The sequence below is a fragment of the Chryseobacterium viscerum genome (genome assembly GCF_002899945.2).
GTDB lineage: Bacteria > Bacteroidota > Bacteroidia > Flavobacteriales > Weeksellaceae > Chryseobacterium > Chryseobacterium viscerum.
Genome location: NZ_PPEG02000009.1, coordinates 130,238 through 150,979, shown reverse-complemented (window position 1 = coordinate 150,979; position 20,742 = coordinate 130,238). Strand labels below are relative to the sequence as shown.

The 20,742-nt window shown below is 35.1% G+C and carries 20 protein-coding genes; 9 read left to right on the top strand and 11 right to left on the bottom strand.

The features are described 5' to 3' along the window. Positions 1-37: 37 nt before the first annotated feature. A complete protein-coding gene (locus tag C1634_RS20345) occupies positions 38-697 on the top strand; it encodes a DUF937 domain-containing protein (RefSeq protein ID WP_103235196.1) in 660 nt (219 codons plus the stop codon). 59 nt (positions 698-756) lie between these two features. Here C1634_RS20345 and C1634_RS20340 read toward each other — a convergent pair whose 3' ends face one another. Continuing rightward, entirely contained in the window at positions 757-876 is a 120-nt protein-coding gene (locus tag C1634_RS20340; RefSeq protein WP_065119703.1) for a 30S ribosomal protein THX, read from the bottom strand. Between the two features lie 57 nt (positions 877-933). Between C1634_RS20340 and C1634_RS26135 the strand changes: the two genes are divergently transcribed. After that, positions 934-1,110: a hypothetical protein gene (locus tag C1634_RS26135; protein WP_165835366.1), complete on the top strand. Its 177-nt coding sequence runs from the start codon at positions 934-936 to the stop codon at positions 1,108-1,110. Here C1634_RS26135 and C1634_RS20335 read toward each other — a convergent pair. Continuing rightward, positions 1,107-2,501, bottom strand: a complete 1,395-nt coding sequence (locus C1634_RS20335; RefSeq protein WP_103235198.1) for an MATE family efflux transporter — start codon at positions 2,499-2,501, stop codon at positions 1,107-1,109. The genes C1634_RS26135 and C1634_RS20335 overlap by 4 nt on opposite strands. A gap of 112 nt (positions 2,502-2,613) precedes the next feature. Here C1634_RS20335 and C1634_RS20330 point away from each other — a divergent pair, with 112 nt between their 5' ends. The 3 genes from C1634_RS20330 to C1634_RS20320 all read left to right on the top strand — a co-directional run bounded on the left by C1634_RS20330 (position 2,614) and on the right by C1634_RS20320 (position 6,716). Then, positions 2,614-2,976: an ankyrin repeat domain-containing protein gene (locus C1634_RS20330; RefSeq protein ID WP_123921524.1), complete on the top strand. Its 363-nt coding sequence runs from the start codon at positions 2,614-2,616 to the stop codon at positions 2,974-2,976. A gap of 137 nt (positions 2,977-3,113) precedes the next feature. Next, positions 3,114-4,868 (top strand): aspartate--tRNA ligase, encoded by a 1,755-nt coding sequence (gene aspS, locus C1634_RS20325; protein ID WP_109739042.1) that lies wholly within the window; start codon positions 3,114-3,116, stop codon positions 4,866-4,868. A 516-nt stretch (positions 4,869-5,384) separates the two neighbouring features. Beyond that, on the top strand, positions 5,385-6,716 hold the full coding sequence (locus C1634_RS20320; RefSeq protein ID WP_103232147.1) for a M12 family metallopeptidase: 1,332 nt from the start codon (positions 5,385-5,387) through the stop codon (positions 6,714-6,716). 86 nt (positions 6,717-6,802) lie between these two features. Here the strand turns inward: C1634_RS20320 and C1634_RS20315 are convergent, their stop codons facing one another. After that, positions 6,803-8,077 (bottom strand): adenylosuccinate synthase, encoded by a 1,275-nt coding sequence (locus C1634_RS20315; RefSeq protein ID WP_103232148.1) that lies wholly within the window; start codon positions 8,075-8,077, stop codon positions 6,803-6,805. Positions 8,078-8,256: 179 nt separating this feature from the next. Then, positions 8,257-8,826 carry a Crp/Fnr family transcriptional regulator gene (locus tag C1634_RS20310; protein WP_103232166.1) on the bottom strand — a complete coding sequence of 190 codons (570 nt, stop codon included), beginning with the start codon at positions 8,824-8,826 and terminating at the stop codon, positions 8,257-8,259. 182 nt (positions 8,827-9,008) lie between these two features. Here C1634_RS20310 and C1634_RS20305 point away from each other — a divergent pair, with 182 nt between their 5' ends. After that, entirely contained in the window at positions 9,009-9,539 is a 531-nt protein-coding gene (locus tag C1634_RS20305) for a hypothetical protein (RefSeq protein ID WP_103232149.1), read from the top strand. Between the two features lie 69 nt (positions 9,540-9,608). Here the strand turns inward: C1634_RS20305 and C1634_RS20300 are convergent, their stop codons facing one another. Next, the gene (locus C1634_RS20300) at positions 9,609-10,454 is read right to left on the bottom strand and encodes a mechanosensitive ion channel family protein (protein ID WP_109739041.1); all 846 of its coding nucleotides are present in this window, start codon (positions 10,452-10,454) and stop codon (positions 9,609-9,611) included. 331 nt (positions 10,455-10,785) lie between these two features. On the opposite strand from C1634_RS20300, the gene C1634_RS20295 reads away from it, so the two are divergent. Next, the gene (locus C1634_RS20295; protein ID WP_103232151.1) at positions 10,786-11,334 is read left to right on the top strand and encodes a hypothetical protein; all 549 of its coding nucleotides are present in this window, start codon (positions 10,786-10,788) and stop codon (positions 11,332-11,334) included. On the opposite strand, the gene C1634_RS20290 is transcribed toward C1634_RS20295, so the two are convergent. The 4 genes from C1634_RS20290 to C1634_RS20275 form a co-directional block, all read right to left on the bottom strand. Then, the gene (locus tag C1634_RS20290) at positions 11,331-12,065 is read right to left on the bottom strand and encodes an SDR family NAD(P)-dependent oxidoreductase (protein WP_103232152.1); all 735 of its coding nucleotides are present in this window, start codon (positions 12,063-12,065) and stop codon (positions 11,331-11,333) included. The genes C1634_RS20295 and C1634_RS20290 overlap by 4 nt on opposite strands. Before the next feature lie 292 nt (positions 12,066-12,357). Then, the gene (yajC, locus tag C1634_RS20285; protein ID WP_103232153.1) at positions 12,358-12,720 is read right to left on the bottom strand and encodes a preprotein translocase subunit YajC; all 363 of its coding nucleotides are present in this window, start codon (positions 12,718-12,720) and stop codon (positions 12,358-12,360) included. 10 nt (positions 12,721-12,730) lie between these two features. Continuing rightward, the gene (locus tag C1634_RS20280; RefSeq protein WP_109739040.1) at positions 12,731-13,237 is read right to left on the bottom strand and encodes a DUF1573 domain-containing protein; all 507 of its coding nucleotides are present in this window, start codon (positions 13,235-13,237) and stop codon (positions 12,731-12,733) included. Position 13,238: 1 nt separating this feature from the next. Next, positions 13,239-14,144 (bottom strand): transcription antitermination protein NusB, encoded by a 906-nt coding sequence (locus tag C1634_RS20275; RefSeq protein ID WP_103232154.1) that lies wholly within the window; start codon positions 14,142-14,144, stop codon positions 13,239-13,241. A 90-nt stretch (positions 14,145-14,234) separates the two neighbouring features. Here C1634_RS20275 and C1634_RS20270 point away from each other — a divergent pair, with 90 nt between their 5' ends. Further along, positions 14,235-15,896, top strand: a complete 1,662-nt coding sequence (locus C1634_RS20270) for an ABC transporter ATP-binding protein (protein WP_103232155.1) — start codon at positions 14,235-14,237, stop codon at positions 15,894-15,896. A gap of 99 nt (positions 15,897-15,995) precedes the next feature. Next, the gene (locus tag C1634_RS20265; RefSeq protein WP_034701927.1) at positions 15,996-16,331 is read left to right on the top strand and encodes a DUF3276 family protein; all 336 of its coding nucleotides are present in this window, start codon (positions 15,996-15,998) and stop codon (positions 16,329-16,331) included. Positions 16,332-16,546: 215 nt separating this feature from the next. Here the strand turns inward: C1634_RS20265 and C1634_RS20260 are convergent, their stop codons facing one another. Then, a complete protein-coding gene (locus C1634_RS20260) occupies positions 16,547-18,877 on the bottom strand; it encodes an FG-GAP repeat domain-containing protein (RefSeq protein ID WP_123921520.1) in 2,331 nt (776 codons plus the stop codon). A 223-nt stretch (positions 18,878-19,100) separates the two neighbouring features. Beyond that, on the bottom strand, positions 19,101-20,717 hold the full coding sequence (locus C1634_RS20255; protein ID WP_165835365.1) for a T9SS type A sorting domain-containing protein: 1,617 nt from the start codon (positions 20,715-20,717) through the stop codon (positions 19,101-19,103). Positions 20,718-20,742: the final 25 nt, after the last annotated feature.

Sequence of the window (20,742 nt, the reverse complement as noted above, 5' to 3'; positions counted from 1 at the left end):
TAACTTTGGTTCACTTAATACTTAATAAACACAAAAAATGAGTTTAATCGACCTACTTACAGGGAACACAGGCAATCAGGTTGCTGAACAAGCTGAGAACAAATTCGGAATCAGCAAAAATCAGGTAATCGCCTTATTAGCAGTAGCTACCCCTCTTATCATTTCTTATCTTAGAAATAAGTCTCAGGATGCTAAAGAAGCAGAAGCTTTAAACAGCGCTTTAGATAAAGACCATAACGGAAGTATCTTGAACGACGCTTCTCAGATTGAAGCCAGACAGAATGAAGGAGGATCCATTCTTGGTCATATTTTTGGTGATCAGAAAAGTACTGTTGAAAATCAATTGTCACAGAATACTGGAATTTCAATAGACAAAATCGGTCCTATTCTGGCGATGCTGGCACCCGTAGTAATGGGTTATATTGGACAGCAGAAACAGCAGAGTAATGTAGGAGCTGGTGGCTTAGGAGATCTATTAGGAGGAATTCTTGGGAATGCTTCCAACCAGGCTCAGGCTCAGCAGTCTAATCCTTTAAATGACATTCTTGGAAGTGTTTTAGGAAACGGCGGACAATCTCAATCATCAGGAAATCCACTGAACGATATACTAGGAAGTGTATTGGGTGGTGGAAACCAACAGCAACAAGGCGGCGGCGGTTTAGGCAGCATCCTTGGCAATATTCTTGGAGGAAAATAATTAATTTAATTTCATAAAAAAAGACCGGAGAGATAATCTTCGGTCTTTTTTATTTTTAATTACTTTTTAGATTTTTCTTCAGAAGCGGCAAAAGATTTTGAGGCTTTTTTAGGCCTTCTTTTACCATAACTCCCGGAATTGATTTTTCCTCTTCTTGATTTTTTGTCTCCTTTTCCCATAGTAATATGTATTTGTTATACTACGAATTTAAAGAATACAGTTCTAAAATCCAATTAATGAAGCTGTTAAAGTTTTATAAATTAGGAAGGGAAGCTGGAGGAATGAGGTTGGAAGTGACTCTTAGATTGCTATTTTCGATTCTCTGTCATCAGGTCAGTACCTCTGTTTATAAAGGATATTTTAGATATTTCAGACCTGTAGTACTTCCCTCTTCCATCATCCATCCCTTCTAAACTTTTATAGTTTTCCATTTTCCTTTTTTAAATAAAATAAATGCGACTACAGTAATCAATGTTTCTGCAGCAGGAATTGAAATAAAAACACCTTTTGGCCCCATATCCAGATGCTTTGATAAAAAATACGCCAACGGAATCTGAAACAGCCAGAAGCCAAAAAGATTCACCCATGTAGGCGTCCAGGTATCGCCAGCTCCATTAAAGGCATTGATCATTACCATACCGATTCCATAGAAGATAAATCCTGTACTCATGATCTGAAGAGCATTTTTAGCAAAATCTTTAATCGCTACATCCTGAGTGAAAAAACCGACTAAGAAATCACCCATAAAAATAAATATCAGGCTTACCACCAACATAAAGATGGCATTATATTTTACCGTCTTCATCACCGACTGTTCTGCTCTCAACATCTCATTGGCTCCCATATTCTGTCCTACCAGTGTAGAAGCTGCATTACTCAGTCCCCAGGCTGGAAGTATAAAGAACATCATCAATCTTAAAGCCGTCTGATAACCTGCTGAGGCATTTTCGCCTCCTGTTGTCGCCACAAGCTCCGCAAGAAAGATCCAGCTGCATGAAGCAATAACAAACTGAAAAATTCCCGGTGTTGCAATTTTTACAATGGATTTGATTAATTCTGAACTCGGTTTAAAATAAGAAAGTTTAATACGAATCTGGGTATCAGCAACTAAAAGATGATACAACTGGTAAATAACCCCAATACTACGGCCTATTGTTGTTGCCAAAGCAGCTCCGGTAAGTCCTAAAGCAGGAACAGGTCCTAGCCCCTTAATCAGGATCGGGCAAAGAATAATATTGGCAATATTCGCTATCCATAAACTTTTCATGGCGATCATCGCATTTCCCGCACCTCTGAAAATACCATTAATTAAAAATAAAAGCATGATAATCGTACTGCTCCCCATCATAATTCTGGTAAAATCCTTTCCATAGGCTGCTGCTTCTGGTTTTGAGCCCATCAGGATCAGAATTTCTTCGGCATACACCACTCCCAGTAAGCTTAAAATAAAAGTAATAATAAATGAGACCAGTAATACCTGCGCAGCACTTCTGGAAGCTTGTTCCGGATTTTTCTCACCAATTCGTCTTGCCACCAAAGCTGTTGCCGCCATACTCATCCCAATCGCAATAGAGTACATTATAGAAAGTACAGATTCCGTGAGCCCTACCGTCTGAATTGCAAAACCACTTTCTTTCAAATGGCCGACAAAATAGAGGTCAACAAGTGCAAATACAGATTCCATAGCCATTTCCAGCATCATGGGAATCGCTAAAAGCAGGACAGCACTTCTGATATTCACTTTCGTAAAATCAGTTTCCTCCCCACTGAATGCTTTTTTCAAAAACTCAACATATCTTGTCATTTCGCAATCAATAATTTATGTAATCCCAAAAATACAAATCCAATTATTAACAAAACTTAGCAATTGGTAATAAAATTTAATTTAGATTTGTATATTCTTAAAAATTATCCTTATGAAAAAAATAATCTCTACTACTTTTCTATTTGGAATGTTACTATCTGGCAGCATGTTATCTGCCCAGAAGATGACTCAGGAAAAGATGAAAGCCATTTATTCTGATGATATAGCAACATTTAAAAAACAGTTTGCCCCAGGAGATTACAACAAATGTTTCCTCGTTGGAGATATACTTTATTCACCACTTGGTTTCAGTGTAATGTCTGATAGAAAGAACATTATCAACTTCCTGTTGGCCAACAAGGCCAATGTTAATAAAAAATGTCAGAACAGAACACCTCTTGAAGTAGCTGATGAAACAAAAGGTACTGAAGAAATAAAGAAAATTCTGATAGAAAAAGGCGGTAATAGAGATTAAAAAACCTGAAAACAATATACGAAACTTCCGAAAGGAAGTTTTTTTTATTTATAAAACCTGCAAAAATCTTATCTTTGCCAACGAAAAATTCGAGGTTCGGAATTGAACCTTAAACATTGAACTTTAAACAAATAATTATGTTTCGATCACACACCAACGGAGAGCTATCTCTGAAAAATCTGAATGAAGAAGTTACACTATCAGGATGGGTACAAACTATCCGTGATAAAGGATTTATGATTTGGGTAGATCTTCGAGATCGTTACGGAATTACCCAGCTGGTTTTTGATCAGGAGCGTTCTTCTGCGCAATTGATGGAAGAGGCTAAAAAATTGGGACGTGAATTTGTGATTCAGGCTACCGGAAGAGTTATTGAAAGAGTTAGCAAAAACCCTAATATTCCTACAGGAGAAATTGAAATTCTTGTAGAAAAACTGACTATTCTGAATGAATCTCAGCTGCCTCCTTTCACTATTGAGGATGAAACAGATGGTGGTGAGGAATTGAGAATGAAATACCGTTACCTGGATATCAGAAGAAATCCGGTAAAAGATAAACTGATCTTCCGTCACAAAATGGCACAGAAAGTAAGAAATTATTTATCTGAAGAAGGTTTCATTGAAGTGGAAACTCCTGTTTTGATCAAGTCTACTCCGGAAGGAGCAAGAGACTTCGTGGTACCAAGCAGAATGAATCCGGGCCAGTTTTATGCATTACCACAATCTCCACAGACTTTCAAACAACTTTTGATGGTAGGTGGAATGGATAAGTATTTCCAGATTGTAAAATGTTTCCGTGATGAGGATTTAAGAGCCGACAGACAGCCGGAATTTACACAAATCGACTGTGAAATGGCTTTCGTAGAACAGGAAGACGTTATGAACGTATTCGAAGGAATGACTAAAACCCTTATTAAAGATATTACAGGTCAGGAATTCGGAGATTTCCCAAGAATGACTTTCGCAGATGCGATGAGAAAATACGGAAATGACAAACCGGATATCCGTTTCGGAATGGAGTTCGTAGAACTGAACGAGCTGGTAAAAGGAAAAGACTTTAAGATATTTGATGATGCGGAATTGGTTGTCGGAATCAATGTAGAAGGATGTGCAGAGTATACAAGAAAACAAATTGATGAACTTGTGGATTGGGTAAAACGCCCTCAGGTTGGAGCTTCAGGAATGGTTTGGGCAAAATTCCAGCAAGATGGAGTAAAAACCTCATCCGTTAACAAATTCTATAACGAAGAAGATCTGGCGAAAATCATTGAGAAATTCGGAGCAAAAGAAGGAGACTTAATGCTGATCCTTTCCGGAAACGAAAACAAAGTAAGAGCTCAGCTTTCTGCATTGAGAATGGAGCTTGGAAATCGTTTGGGACTTAGAAAAGGAAATGTATTCGCACCGCTTTGGGTAGTCGACTTCCCTCTATTGGAATTTGATGAAGAAAGTGGACGTTACCATGCAATGCACCACCCGTTCACCTCTCCAAAACCTGAAGATATCCACTTATTGGAAACAGATCCAGGAAAAGCAAGAGCAAACGCTTACGATATGGTTCTGAACGGAAATGAGATCGGAGGAGGATCTATCAGAATTTTTGATAAAGATCTTCAGTCTAAAATGTTTGATTTGTTAGGATTTACAAGAGAAGAAGCTGAAGCTCAGTTTGGATTCCTGATGAACGCTTTCAAATACGGAGCACCGCCGCACGGAGGGTTGGCATTCGGGTTTGACCGTTTGGTAGCGATCCTTGACGGAAACGAAGTGATCAGAGACTATATCGCTTTCCCTAAGAACAATTCAGGACGAGATGTGATGATCGATGCGCCTGCATCGATTGCTGATGCACAGCTCGATGAATTAGAATTAAAACTAGACTTAAAAGCATAAATGTAAAGCGGGGCATTTGCCCCGCTTTTTTTATATTCTAAATTACAGGAATCTTCTATTAACCCTGCAGTTACTAATGCTTTTTACTGACCAGATTATTTTTGAAAAATAAGCATTCATGAGGTTGCATTATTTGCAGTCCATCACATTATAAATTTCAATAAACTTTATTAATTTGGTAATATAATGAGCTTTATATTAGTAAAAAGGAGCAATTTAGCTATCATATCAAATATTAGTGAAATAATTTAATTCGAAATTTAATAGTAAAAAATAAAACATTATAAATTAATTAACGAAATTATTACATTAATTAAACAAATACACGATAAAACAATAATTATATTATGTTATATTCAAATATAATATATTATCAATACATTTACAACATACAGCTGGGTTAAAATGATGACTTAATCAAAATTAGAAATTAACTTATTTTGTAATCTTTTGCGTAGGGTAATACTATAGCTGTTCATATTTTACAACCTGATCACCAAACCAAAATTAAATAATATGAAAAGTAAACTATTACTCCTATCAGGATGCCTTGTTTTGGCACTAAATTCATGTAGGTCGGATATTGAAAATCCACAATCAGATTCAATGGATCCTACAACGACGAAGCTAGAAAATGCAAAGATTCACAAATTATTAATTAACGGAACTTACACGTATGTTAATGAAGTAAATGGTGAATATTTTTATGCAGATGATATTACGATTAGCTCCGAGCAGTTTGATAAATTAAAGATGCAGGCCAATTCTCAAATGTCAACAGCTGAGAAAAGTACCATTGTAAGCTCTTTTATTAAGACCTGGCCGAATGCAACAGTCTATTATACATTACCCAGCCAAGGAAGTCTGAGTACTCAGAATTATAATACATTTCTTACCAATATCAACAAAGCGTTTGATATGATTTCTTCTCAAACCAGTGTTCAGTTTGTTGAACGTACCAATCAAACAGAGTACATCACCTTTACTTATACAACAACCAACAGTTCTCCACTTGGATGGCAAAAAAACAGGGTTAACGGTATTAAAATCTATAATACCACTTATCCCGCAATTATTGCTCACGAAGTGATGCACTCTATGGGAATCATGCATGAGCAGTGCCGCCCAGATAGAGATCAGTACATTATTGTAGATGTTAACAAAGCTGTAGAGGGAAGCCGTCATAACTTCAATCTTTATAATGATTACGCAGGACATGGCGCATTTGATTTCGGTTCAGTCATGATGTATCAATCTACGGACTTTGCTATCAACTCAAGCCAGCCGGTAATGACTAAGCTGGACGGATCCACATTCACCAAGCAAAGGACAGGATTGTCTGCCGGTGATTATGCCGGAATAAATCATTTGTATGGACCTGTGAATGCTAGTTCTGCAATCAACGGAACGTATACGATGACAACATCTTTAGCGAATGATAAAAATTTGGATATTTCCGGAAGTTCCACAGCAGATGGTACCGGTATAATTCTGTATTCAGCTTCTACAGGGAATAACCAGAAATTTACTTTCAGCAAATCAGATCACGGTTATTATATCATCAAATCTATATTGGATCCTACAAAGGTGCTCACCGTAAAAAGTAACGGGACAACGAATGGAACAGCTGTTGAATTAAGAACCAATTCCAATACAGATTCTCAGAAATGGTTATTATTCAATCTTGGAAACAATGGCTTTGGATTCGCTCCTAAGAATGCTCCGGCATTGAGATTAGAGGTAAAAAATGGCTTAACAGCTAATCTTACCCCTATTGTAATCGGCACTACGGACCAAACGGTTCAGCCTTCTACAAAGCAGCGTTTTATACTTACAAAAGTTAACTAAACTTTTTCATCCAAATAAAGAAGCTAGGAAATGTATTTCCTAGCTTTTTATATTTATCAGATCAGTATATACTTCCTGCTCTATAATTATTTACTGATTAATTTCAACATTTCATTTCTTCCCGGCCCGGTCGAAAGATATGCCACTGGGATTCCTAATTCTGTTTCCAGAAATAATAGAAACTCATTGACTTCTTTTGGCAACTCCGAAGGACTTTTCATCACAGAAAAATCAGCATCCCATCCATTCATCCATTTCAGTATGGGTTTCCCATTTTCCGGAAGCAAACCTGAAACAGCTACTGTTTTTCCATCTTCCAGTTCATAGTGGGTACAAATGGCAATTGATTTCAATCCGCTTAAAACATCTGCTTTTGTCAGAACCAGCTGAGTTACACCGTTGATCATCACCGCATACTTTAAAGCAGGAAGATCAAGCCATCCAGTTCTTCTTGGACGTCCTGTATTGGAACCAAACTCATTTCCTTTTGTTCTGATCTCCTCGCCTAACTCATCAAATAACTCTGTCGGAAACACACCGTTTCCCACTCTGGTACAGTATGCTTTGGCAATCCCGAAGATTTCACCGATCTTTTTCGGTGAAACACCTAATCCACTGCTCGCTCCAGAAGCTGTTGTGGAAGAAGACGTTACATAAGGATAAGTTCCATGGTCAATATCCAGCATGGCGGCCTGAGATCCTTCTGCTAATATTGTTTTCCCTTCTGCCAAAGCGTTATTCAGATATATTTCCGTTTCAGTACAGTTGAATCTTTTCAGAAAATCTACTGCTTCGAAAAACTCATTGCTGATCTCTTCCAAAGAAGGAATTTCCATATTCCCTTCTGCAAGCATTTTGTAATCCCTCTCTAAAATATGCTGCACTCTGCTTTTAAAGTCGGGAGTAAACATATCTCCTACTCTGAGATTCTGTCTTAAAATTTTATTTGAATACGCCTGTGCAATTCCGTTTTTGGTTGTTCCGATTGTGGTATAATCAGAACTCTCCTCCATAAAAATATCCAGAAGTTTGTGAGTAGGCAGTACAAAGTGAGCCTTTAATGAAATAATGATATTGGTTTCCGGCTGAACCGTTTCATCAAATGACTGAAGATTTATAATTTCTTTTTTAAAACTTACAGGATCCAGGACTGTTCCTGTGCCAATAACATTTTGTACTCCTTTCATAAAAATTCCCGAAGGAATCATTTTAAGGGTAATTCTTCGTCCATTTCGTTCAATGCTATGCCCAGCATTAGAGCCGCCATTAAAACGTGCTGTAATGTCATAATTCTCACTGATTAGATCGATAAACTTTCCTTTTCCTTCATCTCCCCACTGCAATCCTAATACAATATCCATATTCGTACTTTAATTTTATGAGGCAAAGCTATGGCAGTCAATGAGAAAGACCATTGTCATTTGACAAAAAGAGATTTATTGGGAAATTAGATACTAGAAGTTAGTAAAAATTCACAAACTCTATTACTCTTGCACTCAAAGTGGTATCATCTATCAATTATCATTTATCACTGATAATTTTAAACTATATTTCTTCTGATCCTGCTCAATGATGAAGGAGTAACCCCAAGATAAGAGGCCAGCATAGATTGCGGAACTCTATTGGCGAGACCGGGATAATGATTTAAAAAATGAATATAACGGGATTTCGCATCCTGATTCAGCATGATACTCGCTACCTTCAGTTTATTCTCAACGACAAAGGCATGGATTCTGGTAAATAAAACCGGCCATACTGCAATTTTCTCTTCCAGTATTTTAAGATGTTTAAGATCGATTACCAGCAATACAGCATCGGTAATAGCCTCAATATCTTCATGAGCAGGAAGCTGGTCCGTAAAACCCTGAAAATCTCCGATAAACCTTCCTTCATAGATGAAATACCTGGTAAAATCATCACCCTGTTTATTATAATACAAAGACCGGAAAACACCTTCTTTCACAAAAGCAATTCTCTGACTTACCTTTCCTGCTTCTATAAAAGGCTCTCCTTTCTTTACAGTGATTTCGTGAATTCCCTCAGCAATCAAAAGTTCATCCTGAGGATTCAGTATCCCGAATTTTTTGATATAGTTAAAAAGCTCTTCCATATTTTTGTTGTAACCACGGATTACAGTAAGATAAAGGTATAAAACTGGCTGATAAAAACAATTGTCATTTGACAAAAAGCATTAAAAAAGGAACCTTAAATTTTTTTGATAAAAAGTATATAATTAAAATGGCTTTAAACATTGTATAATTTCAATATTTTTGCACCCAAAAAATTTTAAACATGGAAGAGAAAAAAATACATATTCATTTTAATGAGAATATTGTCCGTAAACAATTGTGGCAATATTTTTATTATTCTTGGAAAAAGAAACTTCCGGTTCATTTGATGAACTTATTTTATGCTCTATTGGCCATCTTCATTTTTGATAGCCTCTTTAGTAATAAAAGCAGATATGACTTTCTAAGATTTACAACAACATTTTTAGGGATTGCTTTTATTGTTTGCCTGATCAACTTTTTTTATCAAAAAGCAAATTATTCTAACAAAATGAATAAACATATTGATGAGCTAAAAGGCTACCATCCCATAACAGAATTTATTTTTGATGAGGAAAGTATTCATATTAAATGTGAGCAATATGATATAAGAAGTATTTGGGGGAAAATCACTTATGAAGTTTCTAATAAAATGATTTTAATTCATATCGATATGAACACTATTTTCACATATCTTATCAGTGAAGATGAAACTGATAAATATGCTGAAATTCTTGAAATATTGCAAAGAAAAGCAAGACAAAAAGGTAAATGATTTTATAACAAATAAAAACTCCTGCATCATTTTATTAATGCAGGAGTTTTTTTATTATTTCAAATACAATTATTTATTGTAAACATGAACATCTCTTTGTGGAAAAGGAATTCCGATTCCTACTTTGTCAAGAGCTTCTTTGCAATCTATGATCAGTTCTTCGTTCATCGCCCAGAAGTTTTCAGTAGAAGTACTTACTCTTATTGATAAATTGACAGCGCTATCCCCAAGTTCAGTAACCATTACCTGTGGCGCTGGTGTTGCAAGAGCATATTGATTGCTTCTTATTACGTTCAGCAAAATTTCCTTGGTCTGCTTTAGGTCAGCATCATAGGCAACCCCAATATCCAATGATGTTCTACGGGTTCCTAATTGGGTAAAATTGGTAATACTGTTATTTGACACCACCCCATTTGGAATAACAATCAAATGGTTCTGTGGGGTAACCAGTTTTGTATGAAAAATATCTATAGCCTGTACTGTTCCTGAAACGCCGCTATTAGTAGAAATAAAGTCGCCTATCTTAAAAGGTTTCAGCAATAAAATAAGGATTCCACCTGCAAAATTTGTCAGTGATCCTTGCAATGCAAGACCTATGGCCAAACCTGCAGCACCAATCATTGCAACAAATGCAGAAGTCTGTACTCCTAGCTGAGTAACTACTACAATAAAGAGAAGAATATTAAGCCCCCAGTTGATAATATTTAAAAGAAAATGCTGTAAAGAAGCTTCCATATTACGTTTTCTGAAACCTTTCGCAACAAGCTTTTTGATCATTCGTATCATCCACGACCCGATAAGATAAATTAGTAAAGCAGAAATAACCGCTGTAAAAACTCTCGGTGCCCATGAAATTGCTGAAGAAATTAAAGTGTCCCAGTGCTGTTGAATTTTATTCAATTCTAAATCGTCCATTTTATACTGTGTGTTTACTATTTATATTGATGAGATATTGACTTCTGCTGGATTAAAAAAATGAAATTGAATACTACCTGTCTAAAATAAAATTGACCTTACACTTCAAAAGTGAAAGCAAATGATATTATAGATTAAAATAGATTGGCAGCAGAACGGATTGTTTCAGCTTCTCAATAATCATTCAGAAATTGAATCTTACAGAAAGAAATAATTTTCAGGTCATAGAATTACAAAAACGATACCGAAGTTCTCTTATTCCGGAATTAATATTTTATCAACCTCTTATCAATTAATTATATATTTTTGATAACAATCTTTTTATAACAACATGATGGAAAAGTCTATTCAATTTGAAATTATTTTTAATGAAAACAGAGAAAGAGAGAGCCAGAAATTTTTCTTTCAATATAGATGGAAAAAATATTTTCTTCCATTGAAAATATTAGGAACTTGTGCTTTATTCTTTTTGTTAATTGGCTTTTTACCTATAAAAATTTTTGATAAAAGTATCATTCCCTATACATTCAAATTCCTTGGATTTCTGGGTATCGGATACATTTGCTTGTTGAGTGTACTCTATTTTAAATCAAAAAAACAGACCTATCAATTGATTGAAAAACGCATCGATGAATTGAAACAGCAGAATGAAAAAAGAAGCTTCATTATTCTTAATGAAGAATCTATAACCATTCAGAAACCTACCAATATAACAGGTTCTAACTGGGATAAAATAAGGTATAAAATTATCGGTGACTATCTTATTCTGAACCTCCTGCAAAACAAAATCAATATCATCTTTACATCATCCGCTTTTGAGGGATCTGATTATTATACTTTCAGGGATTTTGTTCAAAAATATTCTAAACAACGGGATTAAGGCAATTTTGCCACCAAACCTTCGGGCAGTAATTTTAAAATCATATAAATCATCTTCCATTTAAAATTCGGAACAATGGTAAAAGAATTGCCTGCGTTGACAATAAATTTCGCCACATAATCAGGCTCCATGATCAAGGATTCATTCAGTTCCAATCCTTCATTGATCTTTGTTCTGATATAGCCAATCACCAAGGCATTCACAATTATTTTCCGGGAAGCTACTTCCTGTCTTAATCCAGCTAAAAACTGAGTAAATGCAGACTTGGTACTTCCGTACACAAAATTGCTTTTTCTTCCTCTGACTCCGGATAACGAGGAAAGACCAATAATCCTTTCCAGATTTATATTGCTTTTATCCATAGCAATAATACTCAGGATGGATACTCCACCCATATAATTGACCTCCATCATCTGTTTAGCTCTTTTGAAATCAGCCAAAGCTTTTTGATTATCAACTAAAAATCCTGCGGCATACACTACAATATGAGGCTTTACGGGAAGATCTGCACAGAATCTAGGATGGGAATCAAAATCTGCAGCATCAAAATACAAAACAGAAATTCTTGAACGGTCCAGATTATTTGAATTTATAAAGTCTTCCAAAGCAGTTGTATTTCTGGAAGCCGCGGTCACTGAAAATCCCTTTTCAAGATATTGCCTGATACATTGTTTTGCTACATCAGAATTGGCCCCCAGAATAAGAACTGTTTTGTTTGTGTTTTGACTCATATGGCAAAGATAATTTTTTTATTAAACACTACTCTCACTAATTGTTTTCACAAATGGGCATAAATGTTCCCAAGCATATTATCAACTATTGAGAAAAGGAAATATGATTTATGAGATTCTTCGCTCCATTTTTTGAATTAAGTCTACAGACTTCCACTCTGTATTCAGAATGACAATTTCACTAGTGAAAAACATTAATCATCTTTATAATATAGGTCAAAACATTATCAATAAAAAAGCAGCGGCGGGTGAACGAAGTTCACCCGCCGCTGCTAAATATCTTCAGACTGAATTATTTCTTTTCTTCAGTTGCTGTTTCTTTTTTGTCATCTGCTTTATCAGCAGATTTCGCTTTATCTCCAAAACGGGATTCTGTCATTTCTCTTGAAACCGCCGCTTTTTCAAATTTCAGTTTTCCGGATAATGTTTCGATCACAAAACCGTCATCCTGAACCTGAGCAATTCTTCCGTGAAGACCTGAGGTAAGAACTACTCTGGTTCCTACTTTAAGGTTTTCCTGAAAGTTTTTTTCCTGCTTTTGTTTTCTCATCTGAGGTCTTATCATCAGGAAATAAAATCCGACGAACATCACCCCCATCATGATCAGCATCATCGGTGAAGATCCACCCTGTGCCTGTAAAAATAATGTCAACATATATTAATTATTATGGTTGAATGTTCGCTGTGAACGTTAATCTGATTGGAGATTTTTCTACGTTTGCAAAAACATCTGCATATTTCTGAACGTTTCCGTCAAAGCTTGAAGAATCAAAGTGCAATGTAACTTTTCCTTTTTTACCCGGCATAATCGGTTCTTTTGTGAAATCAGGAGCTGTACATCCGCATCCTGGCTTAACTTCAGAAATAATTAAAGGGTTTTTCCCAGTATTGGTAACTTCATATACGTGCTCTACTTTGTCTCCTTTTTTGATTTTTCCAAAATCGAAGCTGTTTTCAGATAAAGCAACAGAAGTAGATGGTTCGTTCGAAACCGGAGCAACTGCTTCACTTGTTGCAGGTGTTGCTGCAGAATCAGTGATTACCGGAGCCGCAACAGCCGCAGAATCAGTAGTTGCAGTTTCAGTACTTTGAGTTTCTTTGTTTTCTTTTTTACATGAAACTAACCCAAAGCCTATAATAGACAAGGCGATAATTGATAACGTCTTTTTCATTTTATATTCTATTTTGATCTTTACAATATTTATCTAAAATACCATTGATGAAGATATTGGAACGGTCTGTAGCAAATACTTTTGCAATTTCAATATATTCATTAATAATAACTCTTGAAGGGGTGAAAGCAAAATTATCAAGCTCTGAAATAGATGTGGATAAAATTACTTTATCCATTAAAGAAACTCTTTCAATATCCCAGTTTTCAAGTCTTTCTTCCAATTTCTTTTCATTCGTTTCCCAGTTGTTCAGAGTGTCTCTCAACAATTTTGCAGCGAATGTTTTATCCTCTTCATCTTTAATCATTTTGATTAAAGTTCTGCTTTCTTCATCTTCTCTTAGGAAACCGATTGTTTTCTGTACCATTGAGTTGGCAATGTGAATATCATCATACCATGAAAGTTCCTTATCTCCTAAATAATCATGAAAATCTTCATTCTCAGCAATATATCTCAAAAATAATTTACCGATAAATTTCTGATCTTCTTCAAAAGAGTATCCATCTTCTTTCATGAAATCCTGATAACGTTTTCCGGCAGTAATTCTCTGGAAAGTTTTTACCAATAAATCATCATGCATATCCCATTTCAACTGTTTATGCTGACCTGTAAAAAATAATCTCTCAGGGTTTTCTTCCAGTTTAAGCAATACCTGGTTATTGATGAATTTTTGGTTAGGATTAATATCAGCATCAGTCTTAAGATATTTATTCTTACCAATTTCGATCTGATGTTCTGCCAATTCTTTCAGAGCTACCAAAAAATTGAGCTGATAGATGTATAGATAATAGATTTTTTCTATCCCGGCAAACATGTTTTTCTCTAAAACATCAAATTTTACAGGATTTTGGTAGTATGAATACACTGACTGTACTACTTTTTCACGGATTTGTCGTCTTCCTAACATTCAAAGAGCTTTTTTATGGGTGCAAAGATACAAAATTTAAAATTGACGAATTCGTAGTGTGATGACATTTTTGTAATTTTGTCAAACTATATGAAAGCGTTAAAAACCTTAAACCCTTATTTTTGGAAACACAAAATACTATTGTTTTGGGGGGTACTATTTATCATTGCCAGTAATTTCTTCAATATATATAAGGTCCAGTTTGTAGGAAAATCTGTAGATGAGCTTACAAAAAGTGGAAACATTGGCTTCAATAACCAAGTTTTGATCTATGTAGGAATTATTGTAGGATGTTCTCTTTTGACCGGATTTTTCACCTTTATGATGAGGCAGACCATCATTGTTGCCTCAAGAAGGATAGAATATGAACTTAAAAATAGAATCTACAGACATTATCAGGATTTATCTTTAACGGATTATAAGCAGACCACCATCGGAGATTTAATGAACAGATTGAGTGAAGATGTTGTTGCGGTAAGAATGTATCTTGGTCCTGGTGTCATGTATGTGGCCAACCTGATCGTTCTTGTGGTGATTACGGCTATTTATATGGTGAAAACAGATGCATCCATGACATTATGGACTTTGCTGCCTCTTCCGATTTTATCTTTTGCTATTTATAAAGTGAGCTCAATCATTAACAAAAAGTCGAAGATCATGCAGAAAAGCCAGTCTGCGATTTCAACTTTTGTTCAGGATAGCTTTTCAGGAATCCGTGTGGTGAAATTTTTCGCCAGAGAGAAATATATTGGAAAAAACTACGGGATCAAAGTCACTGACTATCAGAATAAAGCATTAGATCTTGCGAAAACTGAAGCTTATTTCTTCACCATTATTCTCTTTGTAATTGGGCTATTGAATGTTGCTGTGATCTTGATTGGGGGCTCCAAATATATTGCCGGTGAATTAAGCATCGGTAAAATTGCAGATTTCTTTATGTATATCAACACTCTGATTTTCCCTTTCTCTATGGTAGGATGGGTAACATCTGTGAACCAGAGAGCCGAAGCATCCATGCAAAGGATCAATGAATTCATGGATAAAAAATCTGAGATCGTTAATACTAATTTTGAAAACTATCCTATAAGAGGGGATATAGAATTTAGAAATGTTTCCTACGTATATCCCAACACAGGAATCAAAGCGTTGGATAACCTAAGTTTTAATGTTAAAGCCGGAGAATCTTTAGCAATTATGGGTAAAACGGGAAGCGGAAAATCAACGATTGCACTGCTTCTATGCAGACTGATAGATCCTAGTGAAGGAGAAATTTTGATTGACGGTAAAAACCTGAAAGATCATAATCTGGAAAACTACAGAAACTTTATCGGCTATATTCCTCAGGAGAGCTATTTATTCTCTGATTCTATCGAAAACAACATTGGTTTTGCCATTGATAATCCTTCTCATGAGAAAGTATTAGAGTATGCCAATATTGCCGATGTTCACAAAAATATTGTAGAGTTTAAAGATCAATATAAAACACTTGTAGGTGAACGGGGGGTGATGCTTTCGGGGGGACAGAAACAAAGAATTTGTATTGCAAGAGCCTTAATTAAAGACCCCAATATCATTATTTTTGATGATTCTCTGTCTGCTTTAGACACTGAAACAGAGCAAAATATTCTTGAAAATATCGATAAAAAAATCAGTAATGCCACATCCATAATCATCACACACAGAGAGTCTAGCGCTCAAAAAGCCGATCAAATCATCAACCTAACTGAAATTGCCAATTCTGTAACTGCTTAGCCATTTCGTTCTCAATTGTTAAATAAATCATAAAAAAAATTTTGTGATTAAAAGAATTCTTTTATATTTGTTCTTAACAAGATTAAAAAATATCTAACAATGAGTGAATACAAGGAACGCCATGAAAATGAGATTTTCACGAAGGTGTTAAAAGCAGGGAGAAGAACTTATTTCTTTGATGTGCGCGAGACGAAAGCAGGAGATTATTATCTTACAATCACTGAGAGTAAGAAGAATTTCGGAGAGAATGGGGAAGCTACATTCGAGAAGCATAAAATTTACCTTTATAAGGAAGATTTTAAGAGTTTTCAGGAGATGTTTAATGAGTCCACAGATTTCATCATTAATGAAAAGGGTGAGGATGTAATTTCAGAAAAACACGACAAAGACTTCAAAAGCAAATCATTCACAATTGATTCTGACGACGAAGTTTAAAAAAGAATATCTAAAAACACAAGCATCTGAAAAAGATGCTTTTTTTATGTCTTAAAGTCAGGAATTTTCCACAATCTTGTTATAGCAAAACCTATAATAACATGTTTAGCTAAAGCCTTTTTGACTATTTTATCCATAAAAAAACGGGCTAAAGCCCGTTTCTATTGTTTATTGTGATGAATATTTTTATTTAAAATTCATTGTTAATGATCTTCCTATTTTGCAGATACTATTTCTTTTGATTCCTGCTTATTGAAAGTTGCTGATTTCAGGAAACTGAATAACACTTCTGGCAGCTCATTTTTACAAGGATCAGCATTTCTGTTATTCATGTTAATTACATTGTTTGTAACATTCGCAGCAGAAAACATGACAATACCTCCATCTTTTCTAAGGGTAGCCAGTTCTTCATTCTTAGTGCTTGGATCAAAATTCCCGAAGCACATTACATTGTTTTTGGTTTGTAGAACCGGAAACTTTTCAGAAGTAATACCTGATAAGGTACTTCCATTCAATTTAAATAATTTATAATCTCCGTCAAAGTTTCTGTGAGCGATAATTTCAGCAGCACCATCAGCATCTATATCACCAACAGCTAAACCTTTCCAATCTGAAGCTGAGCCCCAGTTTGTAAATTCAGTAATTTTTGTGAGAACACCACTATCGTTTACACGATAAACATGGATACCATTGTATATAGCGTTATTATCATCCGCATCAACAAGGAGTACGATCTCATCCTTCCCATCTTTATCAAGATCACCTGATGCTACTGCTTTGATTTTAGAACTAGCAGGCAGGTTAAGCGTATTTACATACACTGATTGCATATCTGTGCCAACAAATTTATTCACTCTAACCTCTTTATTAAAATTTCTTACGGTAATAACATCATCTTTTCCTCCGCTGATAAAATTTCCGGCAACAACACCAACCCATTCTGATTGAGCCCCCCATCCTGTATACTTCGTATGCTCAACAATGTTTCCGTTTTCAATTTTCAAAACATAAATACCATTTTCATTTGCATCTGTATGATCATTCAAAGCTATGATTTCGCTCTTATTATCTCCGAAAAAATCACCTGCTGCCAATCCTTTCCAGTTATTGGAACCACCGTATACTTTATTGCTGGTGACCGTTTGAAAACCTCTATCGTGTGGTTCCAAAGTCTGTATCAAACCATCAAAATTTCTTATGACAACAAATTCTTCTTTGCTATCCCCATTAAAATCACCACTCGCAATTCCTCTCCAATCAGAATCTTCTCCATACTCATGATCTGTATTGACAGGTACAACTAAATTTTCAAAATTTGATAAAAGTGCCCATGTGATAGAAGAATCAAATACCGTTATATTGCTGTAATAATTTTTGGCAGCCTGTAAATCTGAAACTATCTGATATAACGTTTTATCATCATATTGAGATAAGTAGAGCCATAAATAAGCTGTATAAGTACCATATCTAATAGCCACAGTAGGATCAGAGGTATTAGTATTATACTTGATATTCCAATTCTCACCATTATAATTAACCCCATTTTTTATATGTAAAGGAGAGATATAAATATCTTTTGTCAGCGTTTTAGTATAGGCGTTTATATCAGCATTGTTATAAATAGGACTCCCATTGATTGAAATACCATACTTATTACATTCATACGGAAACGCTGCTGTCAAATCAGCATGGGAAATATCTTCGCGTAAGTCATCGTGTTTCCAATATGTCCAGACATTAGACCCTAAGCTGGAATTAAGTTGTGTATTTGATTTTATAAAATTAGCGATTTGATTAAGCTTGATAAGATAATCGTTATCATCCGTTGCCCTGTACATCTGCACCAATACTCTTCCAACTGAACTTTGCATATTAAATGGTAGAATTACTCCTGCATAATTTACTGGCGGATTATCATTCCGTTCTTTATAATAACCTATACTAGTATTAGGGCTAGAACCAGGCTCTAAGTGCCATTGATCTCCATGATAATCAAGTGTTTGTTTTATTTTTTGCACAAGATCAGCAGCAATTGTCATATAGTTTTGCCCTGCATAGCGGCCAGTTGAATTATATGTTAAATTTTGAATAGTAGTGTCATTTTTAACTATTGCCGCGAACTTAGCCATAGGATAAGTAATATTAGCACTATGTACCAAGTGAGAATAAGGCAAACCTGAATCCGTTGTTGCATTGTAGTGGTTAGTAGACCACGTAGGTCCTGAATTTCCCCGGTAATCATATATCGTACTTAACCCCTGCACCTGACCTCTAAGATCGTCCCTTCTATCAATTGTATTTCCAATACACTTGATCAAAGTATTAGCATATTTTGGATCATGTGTTTTTTCATACATGAGAACCAATGCTTCCATATGAGCAGGAACCCCCCACGCAAATTCAAGCTGGTCCGAACTTGTAGAATTACCATTCCACTGGTCGAGTCCCCTGGTATCAAACAGACGTTTATAATAAGATTGGGAACCTGATTGAGAATAAGATTTTATTGCAAAAAGTGCAATAAGAATTGTAAAGAGTTTTTTCATGTTAATAGCTTTGATTAAGATAATTTTAATGAGATTATTTCTCACGATTCTGTTTAAACAAATATAAAAGTTTTAATCACCAACCATAGAATTTATTTAAAGAACTTTTAGAAACCATTTTGCAAACTAAATGAAGCATTTGAAGTGCAGGAAGGAAAAAACACAAAAAAACAAAGCCTTTCAAAATTTGAAAGGCTAAAATATGGTAAGATTTATAAGTAAATTATTTCTTAATAAATTTCTCTGTAATTACTTTATTTTCTGTCACTACATTTAAAATATAGATTCCTGACGGAAATGCTGAAATATCTACCTTTGATTCTTGTGTAGTTTTTATGAGCTGTCCTAATGTATTAAAGATTTCTGCCTTTAGAATTTTATCATTCGTTTCTATATTCAAAACATCTTTAGCTGGATTAGGGTATATTCTAAACTGATTAATTTTCATTTCTGCTACGCCAAGATTCCCTATCAATTCATAAGCTCCAACATCAGGATTCCCCATACGAACCAGTTCTGTAATATCATCTGTTGGTGCGTCTGTCAGCTGACCATAATTGATTGCAACACTATTGGGTAATAAGGACAAACCATCATCTGAAGTCCTTAAAATACCATCTGCTCCAGAAATATTGGCTTCATTTTTAAAATTAGGATTCGTCTGGAATATATTATTAGGATAACCATACAAAGAATTTTGGTTTGCCGAGGTATAAAAGTTGGACGGTAATTGAAATAAGTTATTGTAGAAATAATTCTCAGCAGGCCAATCGTTATGATTTTTGTAATCTGCTCCAGGCTGACTATCCGTCCCATTAATATTGCCCCAAAATATATTATTTTTCACAAAATTATTTCCTAAATAAGTAAAAAATCCGCCACCTCTTGTTCCTGTGTTTTTGTAAATGGTATTGTTGATTACCTTATTCTTTCCGTAATACAGAAAAATTCCTCCCCCCATATAGTTTGAAGTATTTTCGTAAAGTACATTATTCACAATGAGATTTGAACCTTTTTCAGTATAAATTCCACCACCGCCGTAGTAATAAGTATCAATCTGATTGATACCCCCTTTATTTTTGCCGATTACATTTTTACTGATTATATTATCCACACCCAAAACGGCATATATACCTCCCCCATCTCCAGTAGCAGTATTATCATGAATATAGTTATTGGTAATAGTATTTGTTCCTTTATACACACTCACACCTCCTCCATCATAAAAAGCCTTGTTATTATAAATCTCATTATTTGAAATCATGGTATTGCTAGTTGAAGTATAGATTCCACCACCTGAATAGCCAGAGTTCATATAAATCTTGTTATTGGATATAATATTATTTCCATTAATAAAATATATGGCCGGTCCCGCTAATCTCGAAGCAATATTTCCGTTCACATTATTATTGACAGTACCATTAGCAAAACCATTAGTAATAGAAAATCCGTCTAATCTTACCCCCATTGCATTTACACTATTTCCAGAAAATAATACAACATGGTAACAGTTGTCAGTTATAGTTCCTAAGGTACCTATATCACCGCTCAGTATTGTTATATTACTGTTGATATTTCGGTCTGTTAAAGATGTTTCAGTTCCATTAAAACCGCCATAAACAGAAATACCATCTTTTAAATAAAACGTTTTATCCTGGCTATCTGAAGGAGAGATATTTCCAAATGGATCTCTTGTAGGAATGTAAGTTCCGCTAGCTACCCAAATTTCATCTCCAATCTGGCTCATATTTATTACTGCCTGCAAATCATTACTTGCTGTAGACCATGAAATATAAGGTGCAATGCCCGTATTGGAATTAGCATTTACATACCTTACCATTGAAGAAATTAGTATAGAATTAAAT